13 protein-coding genes and 1 riboswitch are annotated in these 14,685 nt (G+C 34.3%); of the genes, 1 reads left to right on the top strand and 12 read right to left on the bottom strand.

The annotated features are described in order from the left end of the window. Positions 1–40: 40 nt before the first annotated feature. From cobA to DFR66_RS12075, 5 genes are all read right to left on the bottom strand, one after another. Complete coding sequence (gene cobA, locus DFR66_RS12055) at positions 41–814, bottom strand: uroporphyrinogen-III C-methyltransferase (RefSeq protein WP_114755084.1); 774 nt, start codon at positions 812–814, stop codon at positions 41–43. Then, the gene (locus DFR66_RS12060; protein ID WP_114755085.1) at positions 807–2,897 is read right to left on the bottom strand and encodes a HEPN domain-containing protein; all 2,091 of its coding nucleotides are present in this window, start codon (positions 2,895–2,897) and stop codon (positions 807–809) included. The genes cobA and DFR66_RS12060 overlap by 8 nt, the downstream gene beginning before the upstream one ends. A gap of 139 nt (positions 2,898–3,036) precedes the next feature. Then, on the bottom strand, positions 3,037–4,281 hold the full coding sequence (locus DFR66_RS12065; protein ID WP_114755086.1) for a sulfate adenylyltransferase subunit 1: 1,245 nt from the start codon (positions 4,279–4,281) through the stop codon (positions 3,037–3,039). 173 nt (positions 4,282–4,454) lie between these two features. After that, positions 4,455–5,354, bottom strand: coding sequence for a sulfate adenylyltransferase subunit CysD (gene cysD / locus DFR66_RS12070; RefSeq protein WP_114755087.1), 900 nt, complete (start codon positions 5,352–5,354; stop codon positions 4,455–4,457). Between the two features lie 110 nt (positions 5,355–5,464). Beyond that, a complete protein-coding gene (locus DFR66_RS12075; RefSeq protein WP_114755088.1) occupies positions 5,465–6,166 on the bottom strand; it encodes a phosphoadenylyl-sulfate reductase in 702 nt (233 codons plus the stop codon). Between the two features lie 327 nt (positions 6,167–6,493). Here DFR66_RS12075 and DFR66_RS12080 point away from each other — a divergent pair, with 327 nt between their 5' ends. Further along, positions 6,494–7,276: a sulfite exporter TauE/SafE family protein gene (locus DFR66_RS12080; RefSeq protein ID WP_114755089.1), complete on the top strand. Its 783-nt coding sequence runs from the start codon at positions 6,494–6,496 to the stop codon at positions 7,274–7,276. Positions 7,277–7,354: 78 nt separating this feature from the next. On the opposite strand, the gene DFR66_RS12085 is transcribed toward DFR66_RS12080, so the two are convergent. The 7 genes from DFR66_RS12085 to DFR66_RS12115 form a co-directional block, all read right to left on the bottom strand. Further along, the gene (locus tag DFR66_RS12085; protein ID WP_114755090.1) at positions 7,355–7,765 is read right to left on the bottom strand and encodes an RrF2 family transcriptional regulator; all 411 of its coding nucleotides are present in this window, start codon (positions 7,763–7,765) and stop codon (positions 7,355–7,357) included. A 189-nt stretch (positions 7,766–7,954) separates the two neighbouring features. Further along, on the bottom strand, positions 7,955–9,127 hold the full coding sequence (locus DFR66_RS12090) for a trans-sulfuration enzyme family protein (protein ID WP_114755091.1): 1,173 nt from the start codon (positions 9,125–9,127) through the stop codon (positions 7,955–7,957). 138 nt (positions 9,128–9,265) lie between these two features. Then, positions 9,266–9,694 (bottom strand): OsmC family protein, encoded by a 429-nt coding sequence (locus tag DFR66_RS12095; protein ID WP_114755092.1) that lies wholly within the window; start codon positions 9,692–9,694, stop codon positions 9,266–9,268. Positions 9,695–9,778: 84 nt separating this feature from the next. Continuing rightward, positions 9,779–10,135, bottom strand: a complete 357-nt coding sequence (locus DFR66_RS12100; RefSeq protein ID WP_114755093.1) for a hypothetical protein — start codon at positions 10,133–10,135, stop codon at positions 9,779–9,781. A 51-nt stretch (positions 10,136–10,186) separates the two neighbouring features. Further along, positions 10,187–12,601, bottom strand: a complete 2,415-nt coding sequence (thrA, locus tag DFR66_RS12105; RefSeq protein WP_114755094.1) for a bifunctional aspartate kinase/homoserine dehydrogenase I — start codon at positions 12,599–12,601, stop codon at positions 10,187–10,189. Between the two features lie 20 nt (positions 12,602–12,621). Continuing rightward, complete coding sequence (locus DFR66_RS12110; protein ID WP_242008675.1) at positions 12,622–13,584, bottom strand: alpha/beta fold hydrolase; 963 nt, start codon at positions 13,582–13,584, stop codon at positions 12,622–12,624. Positions 13,585–13,661: 77 nt separating this feature from the next. Then, positions 13,662–13,769: riboswitch (SAM riboswitch) on the bottom strand. Positions 13,770–14,001: 232 nt separating this feature from the next. Then, positions 14,002–14,211 (bottom strand): hypothetical protein, encoded by a 210-nt coding sequence (locus DFR66_RS12115; protein WP_114755095.1) that lies wholly within the window; start codon positions 14,209–14,211, stop codon positions 14,002–14,004. Positions 14,212–14,685 lie beyond the last annotated feature (474 nt).

A 14,685-nucleotide genomic window follows, 5' to 3' on the forward strand; every position in this document is an offset into this window, starting at 1 on the left:
GAGTCTTGATTATTGGTATATGCTTTATTTTGTTCCACAATTATTTTAATTCTTTAGCAATAAATTCTTCGTAAAATCCTCTCAACTTATTACTTTCTTTTACTACTTCTCCTATCACAATTATGGCAGGCGAACTTAATTTATGTTCCGTTACAACTTGTTGTATTGTATTGATTGTTCCGACACCTATTTTCTCTTGAGCAGTAGTTCCGTTTTGAATAATCGCAACAGGAGTTTCGCCTTTAGACTCCTTTTGGAACAAATTTATGATTTGAGTGAGTTTACTCATTCCCATCAAAATCACAACAGTTGCCGATGATTGCGCAGCTAAAGCCACATCATTTGATAATTTTCTATCAGAAGTTGTACCCGTAATTACCCAAAAACTTTCTGAAACACCTCGTTTTGTTAACGAAATGCCTTGATAAGCAGGGACAGCAATTGACGATGAAATGCCGGGCACTACAAATGTAGGTATCCCAAAACTTTCTACAAAGTCTATTTCCTCACCACCACGACCAAAAATAAATGGATCACCACCTTTTAGTCGAACCACATGCCCGTAAGTAAGCGCGTTGTCTACAATTAATTGATTGATTTGATCTTGCGTATATTCATGACAGCCTTTTCTTTTTCCTACGAATATTTTAATTGCTTTTTTAGGAGCATAACTTAAAATTTCTTCGTTTGCCAAAGCGTCATACAAAACAACATTTGCCTCAGCTAGTGCCTTTGCCCCTTTGATTGTGAGTAAATCCGGATCACCTGGACCCGCACCCACTAGTGTTACTATTGGTTGTGTCTTTTTAAGCATCGGCTAAGTCTTTATCTCTGTATGATTCAATTGCTTCAAAAAAGACACTTGCATCTTGAATGTATTTTTGTGCAAATTCAGCAGAAGGTTCATTCTGATTGATTTGGTATACTAAATCTCTTAATGATGATTGCAATTGAATGATATTCGTTGCTACAAAAACGGTATCAAACAAATCGATAATTCCAGCTTGATGATTTGTTTTTTGGTTTTCAGCCAATAACAATGCTTTGGCTCCATTTACAAATCCTGCGTATGCCAAATAAATTGCATCAGCCCATTTTGCATCATCAAAAGCTTCCTGTGCGAAAGTTAATTTGTCTTTAGCTTCCAATAATAATGTAGCCACTAAATCAATAACAACACCGGCGCATTCTCCCACTCCAACTGCTTTTACGTAATTATCAGCATTTCCCCAATCTACAAAATCAGCTTCAGTAAGATTAGTCAAGTCTGCTAATGGCTTCAAAAATTCATAAAAATATTTTTCGCCTTTGGCATCATAATAATTCAAGAACGATTGTCCGTTTCCGTTTGCTTCAAAATCATTTAAGATGAAACGCAATGCATCAGGTCCTCTTCTACTTGGAATTTTGATTACTTTATCCGAAAATCTTCCGTTTCCGTTTCCTAAATTTCCTCCGCCTAATAATACCTGTAATGCTGGCGCCACTAATTTCCCTGAATTGATAGACATTCCCTGGAAACCAATTTCGGCCATATTGTGTTGTCCACAAGCATTCATACAACCACTGATTTTAATCGTGATTTCCTGATTGTTGCTGTATTGTGGATATTCTGTTTCTAAAACTCTTTCTAATTCTACAGCAATTCCGGTACTACTTGCAATTCCTAAATTACAGGTATCTGTTCCCGGACAAGCTGTAATATCTGAAATGGTATTGTAACCAAGAGCGACAAAATCTAATTTGGCTAATTCTTGGTAGAAAAAAGGTAAATTTTCTTCTTTTACGTGACGAATTAAAATGTCTTGTCTCAATGTAAAACGCAATTCATTCGCCGCATAATTTTTGATTAATTCTGCCAATGCTCTTGCTTTATCTGTATAAAAATCGCCTAATAAAACTTTGATTCCTATCGCTACATAACCCGCTTGTTTTTGAGCGATTACATTTGATTTTTTCCAAGCTTCGAAAGCTGGCGTATCTTCGATTACTACTTTTGGAACATCTAATAAAGGAGCTGGAATTTCAGCATCAAAAGCGGCTGTGTCGATTTCAACTATTTGGTGAGACAACGCTTTTTTCTCTTCATCCACCAATCTCAAAAACTCATCTCTTCCCAAATCTTTAATTAGGAATTTCATACGTGCTTTCAAACGTTTCGCTCTTTCGCCATAGCGGTCAAAAATTCTCAAAACGCCTTCAGTTGTTGGTATAATTTGGTTTACCGGAATAAATTCTGATAATAATTCGGCATGACTTGGTTGAGAACCTAATCCTCCACCTAACATTACTTTGAAACCTCTTTCGCCATTTACAATTCTTGGTATAAAACCTAAATCATGCAAATAACTCAATGCAGTATCTTTATCAGAAGACGAAAATGAAATTTTGAATTTACGTCCCATTTCCTGACAAACCGGATTTCTTAAGAAAAACTGAAACATAGTATGCGCATAAGGTGACACATCAAAAAGTTCTTCTGTATCAATTCCCGCTGTTTCGCTCGCCGTAATATTTCTCACGGTGTTTCCACAAGCTTCACGAAGTGTAACATCATCTTTTTCTAATTCAGCCCAAAGTTGTGGCGTTCTGTCCAAACTTACATAGTGAATCTGGATATCCTGACGCGTTGTAATGTGCAAACGTCCGGTTGAATATTCATCCGAAACTTTAGTAATACGAGTCAGTTGTTCGCTGGTCACTTTACCAAAAGGCAATTTGATACGAATCATTTGTACGCCTTCCTGACGCTGACCGTACACTCCTCTCGCCAAACGAAGGCTACGAAAACGCTCATCATCAATTTTCCCGTCACGGAATAAAGCAATTTTTCTTTCTAAATCGATTATGTCTTTTTGGACAATCGGGTTTTCTATTTCGGTTCTAAAACTTTCCATACTTTATTGGTTTTCCCCACCCAAACCCTCCCCGAAGGAGGGGGAGCCGAAACTGGGAATGTTATATTATAATTTAATCGATTCTATTCTCTACTCTGGCACCATTTTCGCCGCGGCGAAAGGGCTGGGGTGGGGATTCTTATTTTATAAATCCAACTCCCGCTGTTGTATTAGTTGCAACGTCTATTAAAATAAAAGCGCCGTTTGATTTGTTGTCATTGTAGGCATCAAAATACAAAGCTTTGCTTAATTTAATATTTACCTCGCCTATTTCATTTATAGCCAATTGAGCTGCTGGTGTAACTCCCGAATAATCTGTAGCGATAACGTTTTTTACACTTTCAATTTTTGCCAAAACTCTATTCGTATTGTGTTGTACCAAATATTTAGCACCTGGAACTAACTTTTTGCTATCCATCCAACAAATCGTTGTATTAATATCTTTCTCAATTTTAGGAAGCTCATTCGATTTTACAATCATGTCGCCTCTTGTTACATTGATATCGTTTTCCAGCTCCAAAGTAATCGAAGAACCTGCTGTAGCTTCATCAAATTGTTTGTCAAAAAAGTGAATCTTAGTCACTTGAGATTCTGTTAACGAAGGAAGTATAGTTACTGCATCACCCACTTTGATGTTGTTCCCGTATAATTTTCCGGCATATCCTCTGAAGTCGTGATACTCTTCCGTTTTTGGTCGGATTACGGTTTGAACTGGGAAACGTGCTTTTCCTGTTTCAAAAACATCTTCAGGCTCTAAAGCTTCTAAATGTTCCAAAACAGTTTGACCTGTATACCAAGGCATATTCTCCGATTTATCTGCAACGTTTCCTCCATTGATAGCACTCAACGGAATGTAACTAACGTTTTGCTCTTTGAATGAACTTTTGCTATTCAATGCCTGAAAATCAGCTTTGATTTTGTTGTAAACTTCTTCAGAATAATCAACTAAATCCATTTTGTTTACCGCAACAATCACTTCTTTTACTCTCAATAAATTATTGATGAAAAAGTGTCTGTATGTTTGCTCAATAACGCCTTTACGAGCATCAATCAAAATAATTGAAACTTGTGAAGTCGAAGCTCCCGTAACCATGTTACGTGTATATTCTACGTGACCCGGAGTATCGGCAATAATGTAACTTTTCTTAGCTGTCGAAAAATAAATATGCGCCACATCAATCGTAATTCCTTGTTCTCTCTCAGCAACCAATCCATCGGTAGCCAAAGAAAAATCAAGATAATCATATCCTTTTTGTTTGCTGCTTTTTTCTATTGCTTCGATTTTATCTGTAGTCAATGATTTTGTATCGTATAATAATCTCCCGATTAAGGTACTCTTTCCGTCATCTACACTTCCTGCTGTTGCTATTTTTAAAACTTCCATATCTACTTTCCCCTCCCCGACCCTCCCCGAAGGGGAGGGAGCCGAGTCCGACGTTTTTTTTAATTAAAATTTTACTTTCTTATTTAGTTATTTTTTCCCTAAACCCCTAGACTATAAAATTTATTTTTTTTAGCTAGGCTCCTTCCCCTTCGGGGAGGGCTGGGGTGGGGATTCTAAAAATACCCTTGTTGTTTTCTTTTCTCCATCGCAGCTTCAGATCGTTTGTCATCAATTCTGGCTCCTCTTTCTGAAATAGTCGAAGATCTGATTTCGCCTACAACTTCTTGAATTGTTGCTGCGTAAGAATCAACAGCTGCTGTACAACTCATATCTCCAACGGTTCTAAAACGAACAATTCTTTCTTCAATTTCTTCATCTTCTTCTTGGTACACAAATGGAGAATGTGACCAAATCATACCGTCTCTCAAGAATACTTTACGTTTGTGTGAAAAGTAAATCGATGGAATTTCGATTTGTTCTTGCTCAATATAACTCCACACATCCAGCTCTGTCCAGTTAGAAATTGGGAAAACACGAACGTTTTGACCATTTTCAATTTTTCCGTTCAATAAATCAAATAATTCTGGACGTTGGTTTTTCTCATCCCATTGACCAAAATCATCACGAACAGAAAAAATACGTTCTTTAGCTCTTGCTTTTTCTTCGTCACGACGTGCACCACCAATACAAGCATCAAATTTGAATTCTTCGATGGCATCCAAAAGTGTAGTTGTTTGCAAACTATTTCTGCTAGAGTATTTCCCTGATTCTTCAACTACTTTACCTTCGTCAATAGCATCCTGAACATTACGAACGATTAATTCCAATCCTAATTCTGCCACTAATTTATCTCTGAAAGCAATAGTTTCCGGAAAGTTATGTCCCGTGTCTACGTGCAACAATGGAAAAGGTATTTTAGCAGGAAAAAATGCTTTTTGTGCTAAACGTACTAAAGTAATCGAATCTTTTCCACCAGAAAAAAGCAATACCGGTTTGTCAAATTGAGAAATTACTTCTCTAAATATGTATATCGCTTCGCTTTCTAATGCGTTTGTTTTTAATATGGTACTCATTATTATTAGTTTAAAAGTTTAAAGTTTAAAGTTTAAGGCTGTTGAAACCTCATCTAAAATCTCTTAACTATTATTATTTTTTCTTTTCTCTTTATTCTAACCTCTGCTATCTATTTCTGGTGTAAACCACATTCTTTATGACTGGATTCCCACCACCATCGACCTGCTCTGATATCTTCATCCGGAGTAATGGCTCTAGTACAAGGCGCACATCCGATGCTTACAAATCCTTTTTTGTGTAATGTGTTTTGTGGCACATTATTTTTTTCTAAATATTCCTCTACTTCCTGCAAAGTCCACCTTAATAAGGGATTGAATTTTATAATATCAAAGTTAGAGTCGTACTCAAAAAGATCTAAATCATTTCTGTTTTCGGATTGTTCTGCTCTTAAACCAGTAATCCAAATCGAATTCCCATTTAAAGCTTTAGTCAAAGGCGCTACTTTCCGAATAAAACAACATTCTTTTCTATTCTCCACCGATTCATAAAAGCTGTTTGGACCTTTTTTATTCAATAATTCCTGTACAGCTGTAGTGTCCGGAAAATAGGTTTTAATATCTATTTGATATTTTTTCAATGTCTTATGAAAAACATCATACGTCTCTTGAAATAATCTTCCAGTATCTAAAGTAAAAATGGTAATTGGCAGATCATTATTGGCAATTAAAGCAGTAATCACTTGGTCTTCCTGTCCAAAAGAAGTAGAAAAAACTACCTTATCTTTAAATTCATTTGCCAAAAAAGCTAAAGTCTCTTCAATTGAAAAGTCTTTTACTGCATTTTTTAAATTTTGTACTGTCGTTGCACTCATTTGGTCCTTGTTTTTATCATTAAATCTAATACCCTATCGGTTTAGTAGATTATAGTGCAAAAATAGTATTTATTTCCAAACTACAAAACAAAATAATACTTTTTTGCTTTAGTATAAATATCAGCATTAGTTGTTAAACTACCTCAAATTAAACTTATTATAACAAACAACTACTACAAATAACGAGTCAGTTAAAAAGTACTTCTCAACTTTTAATCCTTAAAAACCAAGCATTGCTAATGAAATATTTTAAATTATTTACACTTAGTCTACATATCCTATAGGATAATAACTTTATTGTTGTTATTTTTGCCACAAATTTTATTTATGGACTTTCAAATAGGATTAGTAGTTGCAGGTTTAAGTGTTGGGTTTATCGTAGGATTGACTGGCGTAGGAGGCGGTTCTTTAATGACGCCTATTTTATTATGGTTTGGAATTCCTCCATCTACTGCTGTAGGAACTGATTTATTATATGCTGCATTTACTAAAATGGGGGGCGTATATGTTCACCACCAAAAAAAGAATATAAATTGGTCTATAACAGGTTGGCTTTCTCTAGGAAGTGTTCCTGCTGCACTATTAACATTATGGATTTTACATAGTATAAAAACAGACATTACCGTTTTGAATTCAGTAATAAAATATAGTTTAGGCTGGGCATTACTTCTAACTTCGATAGCCGTTTTATTCAAAAAGAAACTATTAATTTTTTCTCAAAAACATGCTGGTGACAAATTCCACAGTGAAAGTAAAACCCAAAATGCATTAACTGTAGCCATAGGCCTTTTATTAGGTGCAACAGTTACACTTACATCTATTGGAGCAGGAGCATTAGGCACTGTAACTTTATTTTTCTTATATCCACTTTTAGCTACACCAAAGTTAGTTGGGACAGAGATTGCCCATGCTGTACCTTTGACACTCGTTGCTGGATTAGGCCATGCAACAATGGGAAATTTAGATTTAGAATTACTTGCTCAACTTTTATTGGGATCACTTCCTGGAATTTACATAGGTAGTATGTTGAGTGGAAAAGTTCCCGATTTATTTCTTAGAAATGCCATAGCACTAATGTTATTTTTTGTAGGGTATAAATTAGTTTTCTAAAACCATACTTTTACTATGTTTCGTCTACGCCTTTAGTAGACTATCCATTTATTAGAGTTCAAAATTGTATAAAACAAACTAGAAAGCAATATCGCCCAATGTGTTACTTTCCAGAATTTTCAAGGTGTTATCCCGAACTTCAATCATTAGTTTCCTAACAGCACAAGTTGCTTCATCAGTACAATCCTCACATTTTTCGTAAAAATTATGGCTTGCACAAGGTAATAGTGCAATGGGACCCTCAAGAATGCGGTACACATGAGCCATATTGATGTCCTTAGGATCTTTTATCAAATAATAGCCTCCACCTTTTCCTTTTTTGGCTCCTAAGAAACCAGAATGACGAAGTAATAATAAAATACTTTCTAAAAACTTAACTGAAATATGCTCAGCCTTTGCGATATCAGCAATAGCAACAGGAGTATTATCTTTTTGGCGAGCCAAAAAAGTCAAAGCTTTAATTCCGTATTTTGTTTTTTTTGAAAGCATTTAAAAAAGATATAAAATTGAAGATTTACGATTTTTGATTTCGAATTTTACATTATCAGAAATTTAATTGTATTATGTTGTAACAACAAAAATATACTTTTTGAATGAAAAATGGTGAAAGGAGATTAACGATTGTTGTCAAATAGAAAATCTGCAATCAAAAATCGTTAATCCCAAATCAAAAAATCACTAAGACAATGCTTGCTCTAAGTCGGCAATGACATCCTTTACGGTTTCTAAACCTACAGAAACACGCACTAATCCATCGGTAATACTCACAGCCAAACGTTCCTCAACAGATAATTTACTGTGCGTTGTCGAGGCCGGATGCGTAACAATAGTTCTCGTATCACCTAAATTTGGCGAAAGCGAACATAATTTAATTTTATCTAAGAAAGCTCTTCCGGCTTCTAATCCTCCTTTAATTTCAAAAGCAACAATATTCCCACCCAACTTCATTTGCTTCTGTGCAATTTCATATTGAGGATGCGATTTCAGGAACGGATATTTTACTTTATTCACCTGAGGATGATTTTCTAAAAACTCCGCTACTTTCAAAGCATTTTCGCAATGTCTGTCCAATCGAATGGCTAATGTTTCTAAACTTTTAGACAATACCCACGCATTAAAAGGTGATAAAGAAGGTCCTGTAAGTCGAGAAAACAAATAGATTTTCTGAATCAATTCAGCATCACCAACAGTTATTCCTCCCAAAACTCGACCTTGACCATCCATTAATTTAGTAGCCGAATGCACCACTAAATGCGCTCCCCATTTGATTGGTTGCTGCAAATAAGGCGTTGCAAAACAGTTGTCAATTATTAAAATTAAATTGTGCTTTTTGGCAATATTTCCAAGTAATTCCAAATCAATAATATCAACAGCGGGATTGGTTGGAGACTCTGCAAATAGAATTTTTGTATCAGGTGTAATCAAACCTTCAATAGTCTCGGGTTGATTGATATCAAAATACGAGGTTTGTATGTTCCATTTTGGGAAATAATTTATAAACAACGAATGCGTGGCTCCAAAAACACTACTAGAAGAAACAATATGATCTCCAGATTTTAATAAAGCAGCCATAGTCGAATACACCGCAGCCATTCCAGATGCAAAGGCAAAACCAGCTGCAGCACCTTCCATAGCACACACTTTGTCTACAAATTCGTTGGTGTTTGGGTTGCTATATCTGCTGTAAATATTCCTGTCTTTTTCCTCTGCAAACGAGGCACGCATATCTTCGGCATCTTCAAATACAAAACTGGAAGTTAAATATAAAGGTACCGAATGTTCTAAATATTGTGTTCTTTCTAACTGATTGCGTATGGCTTGGGTTTCGAAACCAAAATCTTGTTCGTTCATTGTTAATATATTTCAAAGAGTTGTTTCACAAAGATTCACGAAGAAATCACCGAGATTCACAAAGTTTTATTGCGTAATTTTTTATAAAAAACTCTTTATTGTTTAAAATTAAAGTTTTAAAAGTTGATGAATTTAACTTTACGCCAACTCTACTCCGTTCAAAACTACTTTATAATGTATCGTTGCTGTTGGTTCTAATGTTTTAGAAACCGAACAGTACTTTTCGAAAGAAAGCTGTGCGGCTCTAGCTGCTTTTTCTTCATTGATGGGACCTTCCAGATAAAACACAATGTGAATATCCTTGAAAGGTTTCGCTTCTCCAACTTGTACGCGTTCTCCTTCTACCTCAGCTTTGAATGAAGTGATTTCCTGACGCTGTTTTTTCAAAATCGAAATCATATCGATGGCGCTGCAGCCCGAAACTCCCATCAATACTAATTCCATCGGACTGGCACCCATATCATTTCCGCCAAATTCTGGTCGGCTATCAACGTTAACTATGTGCCCTCTTTCGTTTTTTAATTCAAAATGGAAATTGTCGTTTACTCTGTTTAATGTTATTTTCATAATATTCACCTCCCCAACCCTTTCGCCGTGGCGAAAAGGGAGCCAAGACTGGAGGCAGTCCCTTTTTTTTAAATTTATATTTTATTACAACACGAATAGAAAAAGTAATATTGAAATAAGCCAGAACATATAATTGAACCACCCATCTAAAAATAAAGACTTATCCATTGTCCAAAAAGTATCGACACTGTTTCTTTTATATTTTAAGTAAAATGATTTGCTTAATACATAATATGCAAACTGCGCCATCAATGGCACAAATAATGAATTAATGGCTGTGTTCTTTCCAAAACCAGTAAAGTAACTTATCAAAGCAATTAAAAATAATATTACATTTAAAATTAATAGTTTAAAAAACCATTCTTTGCTATCTAACTTACTTTTATCAAACAAGAATATCAATGACACATTCATTCCAATTATAATAAAAATGACATTCATATCAATTGCTTTTCTTACTGATTACTCAAAACTGATCACTGAACACTATCTTTACCCTTTATCCGACAACCTTAAAATATCTCCAAAAACACCTCTTGCCGTTACTGCTGACCCTGCGCCTGCGCCTTGAATTACAATTGGTCGGTCGCCATACGATTCTGTGTAAATTTCGAAGAAAGAATCTGAACCTTTCAATCCGCCCAATGCAGTATCTGATGGTACAGAAACCAGTTTTACTTCCAAATTTCCTTTGTCATTTTGCAAATCTCCCGATAATTCGCCTATGTATCGCAACACGTGATTCGGTTTTTGCTCTGCTTTTATTTTAGCATATATAGGATCAAACTCCGTCAATTTATTCAAGAAATCAGAAACATCACCTTCACGTAAATGTTCTGGAATCAAATTTTGAATATTAATTTCTTCAAACTCATTTTGCAAGTCGAGCTCTCTAGCCAAAATCAATAATTTTCGTCCAACATCATTCCCACATAAATCTTCTCTTGGATCTGGCTCGGTATATCCGTTATCAATTGCTTCTTTCAATATCTCGCTGAATGGAGCCTCTTTTGCAGAAAAATTATTGAACAAATAACTCAAGGTTCCCGAGAAAACACCTTTAATTTTAGTGATATTTTCACCCGAAAGATGTAGTAATTTAATGGTGTCAATCAACGGCAATCCAGCTCCAACATTCGTTTCATAAAGATAACTTTTTTGGTTGAGAGCTAAAACTTTTCGCAATTTTTTATAAAAACTATAACTCAACGTATTAGCCACTTTATTAGACGATATCAAATCAAAACTGCTTTCTGCAAGAGGAATATAATTTTCAACAAATGTAGCACTTGCCGTGTTATCAATCGCAATCAAATTCTCTAAGTGATGCTCATTTGCGTAGGCAATTACATCATCAATAGTATAAGAGAAACCATTGTTTTGAATTTCGTTTTTCCAGTTTGGAGTAACACCGTTTTTATTTAAAAGTACATTGCTAGAATTTGCAATCGCAAAAACATTCAACTTGATATCTTTTCTTTTTTCGATGGCAGCAGCTGATTCCAATATTTGGTTAATCAACGTTCCGCCTACCAATCCATGTCCGAAAATAGCGATATTGATTTTCTTAGACACTCCAAAAATCTCTCCATGAATCACATTTAAGGCTTTGTGCAACTGTGATTTCTTTACAACCAAACTTACGTTTTTACCCGTTACAGTATTATTGAAAAGAATTGGGACAATTTTATTTTTTATCAACGCCGTGTAAGGCTTGTGGAACGTACTCAAATCCTGACCAATTATAGAAATCACCGAAACATTATCCGTTACCGTTATTTTATTTACATCTTTAGAATAAAAATCATTTTCGAATTCTTTTTCTAATTCAATCATCGCTTTTGTCGCTTTATCAGCAGCTACGACCAAACCAATCCCTCGCTCTGAAGAACCTTGTGAAATGATACTCACACTGATATCATTGTCACCCATCACTCTGAAAATTCGGGCATCTACACCCGTTTTCCCTAACAAACCTCTACCTTCTAAATTGACCAAAGCTACGTTTTCAAGCACTGAAAGTGTTTTGATTCCTTCCTTGTTAGAATTAGAAGTAATTAAGGTTCCTTTATTCTCGTGATTGAAAGTATTCAAAATACGGAGAGGAATGTTTTTTTCCAATAAAGGAATTATAGTTTTAGCATGAAGAATTGTCGCACCAAAATTCGCTATTTCATTCGCTTCATTAAACGATAAATGATCGATTTTTTTAGCATCAAGAACTAAGTCAGGATTCGCAGTATAAATTCCGTCTACGTGTGTGTAGTTCTGTAATTCTTCCGCATTTAAGTAATTCGCAATCAAAGAAGCAGTATAATTACTACCATTTCTTCCTAAAGTAGTGGTGTCATTATTATTATTAGAGCCTATAAAACCAGTAATAATGTTAACTGTTGTTCCATTATTTTGTTTGAAATAATTAATGACATTTTTCTTTGAAATTTGTTCCAAAGGTTGTGCATCTCCAAATTTAGAATCGGTTTTTATCAATTCTCTGGTATCTGCAAAACGGGCATTTATTCCATTTTCGATTAAAATAGCGGTAAGTAATTTGGCAGAAAGCAGTTCTCCTTGAGATAAAATTTGGTCTTTTATTTTGTTACTGTAATCACCAATTAAACTTACACCTTCAAATAATTTCTCCAAAACATTAAATTCCTCAGACAAATCTATCTCACTATAATCATCAATCTGGTATTTCTTAAAATCCTCAAAAAGCGGTTTATAATCTTCGTTTTTAGAGGCGACACTTAAAATTTCTTCTAATTCATCAGTAGCATTACCTCTTGCAGATACTACAATTGCAATTTCTTCTCCTTGATTTACTTTATCGGAAATAATCGCAACCACTTTATTTATTCCTTCGCCATTCGATAAAGATTTACCTCCAAATTTTAATATTTTCATTGTGTTGTTGTTTTTTTAGCTTAGAATATATCCTGAAGCAAATTGTGTAATTGTTTGTATTCTATCAAGAAAGCGTCGTGTCCGTGAATGGAAACAATTTCCTGATAGGTAACATTATTTTTATATTTTTTTAATTCCTCGTAGGTTGCTTTATTTTCATTTGCCGTAAAAAACAAGTCTGAATTAATTCCAATAATATGAATATCAGCTTCAATTCGAGATGTTATTTCCTTAAATGAATCGCTGTTTCTAGTAATATCTATAGTCTTCAATAATTGATTCATCATTTTATAGGACGATATTTGAAAACGTTTTTGCAACTTTTTACCATGATGACTCAACCAGCTTTCTACATTGAAAATGGCTAATTCCTCATTTGTGGTTCTCTGAAATTTTGCAGTAAAAGATTCTGGTGTTCTGTAGCAGAGCATCGCATGAATTCTAGCATCTTCGATAGGTTTTGACGAATTTTTAAGGATTTGTTCCTGCAAAAAGCAATTCGCGATTAACCAATCCGTCGATTTCCAATCGGTTGCAATAGGAATTAATTTTTGGGTTATTGTTGGTTCCAAAGCAACAAGTTCCCAAGCAATTCCGCCACCAACTGACCCACCAATAATAGCATAAAGTCGTTCTATTTTAAGAAAACGAATCACTTCAATAAAAATCCTGGCAATATCTCTAGTAGTGAAATCCGAATAATTTTCAATAATAACATCATCAAAACCATTTCCGGGAACATTAAAAGCGAGTATTGTATATTTATTGGTATCGATGGTTTTGTTGGCACCAATTAAATCATTCCACCAACCGTTATCTCCCACAACTTGGGAATTTCCAGTCAATGCATGATTGACCAAAACAATGGGAGCTGTGTGTAAGGCTAATCCAAAAACTTGAAAGCTCAAATTTAAGCTAGCATAAAAAACCCCGCTTTCTGTGGTGAAATTTTGTAATGTAATAGATGTGATTTTATTTTCCAATTGCAAATCTGTTATGATTTTTGATTTGTGTCTGGAAATATTAGAAAGAAAGCTAGGTTTAACTAGACAAATTCTTAGTGTTATCTTTCCACGTTAGGCGTGGTAGAATGCAGCACCTTCTTCGATAAATCGAAGGGTTGCTAAGGCTTCATCGGGTCTAATCCCTCTGCCTTTCTTTATAACATTTCAATACGTTTTTGAACTTTAAAGCACAAATTAACTACTATTTTTTGTAACAACCAAATTTTTATACGCAATCGATTTTTTAGTTGGTTCAACTAAAAAATAAAAAACATTAAACATACAATTGTTATTTTGACGAAGTAACATAAAACTAATTACAGTTATCACCGCGTCAAAACAACAATTTTGAATGCCTTTTTGAAAATCTCAATGCCGAAAATAAATTCGGATTTCTTAAATAAAAAACGCTTCATTCTCTTGGGAATACATTAAAAAAAGCAAAGAATTAGGTACTACTTTTTGTGCCAAAGCGTCGTTTTTTGAAATCTCAAATCTAGGATGAATCAACATGTTCTCAGAATGACTCTCCTTTTGTTTTTTATTCCTATTAGAAATCCTTTTTAATAACTGAAATGTTTTTTGTAAATACTTTGTTGTGCTCATAATTTTTAGGTGTTAAGTTTCTAAATTCATTATTGGTTTCATTCGCATTAAATTTTTTAAAATTGTAATATGGTATTAAAACAAAAAACCTTTTTGAATAGGCATCCAAAAGGGTTTTAAGTTGGGTTATAAACTTATACTTTTGGAATCATAAGACGCAAATACACATGATAACATCTACGCAAATCATTTTTTTGACTTTAAAACAATTTACATGCTGGATTTTAAAATTTTTCATAGTATAATTTAAATTCATATTTTTCACTAAATAAAGTTCAAAAAAAAAGCCTCCCATTTTCTTGAGGGCACTGAAAAAGTCTTTTTAAGAATTAATTATATAATAAAAAAGGAGTAGAAAACTATAGTTTTTTGCTCCTTTTTTCGTATTTTTAACTGTAACCATAAGGCTTTTTAGATGTTAGTTCAGCAACAAAAAATTCAGTTCAGTCCGTATTCTTCGTTATATGATTTAAT

Source organism: Flavobacterium glaciei, assembly GCF_003350545.1.
GTDB lineage: Bacteria > Bacteroidota > Bacteroidia > Flavobacteriales > Flavobacteriaceae > Flavobacterium > Flavobacterium glaciei.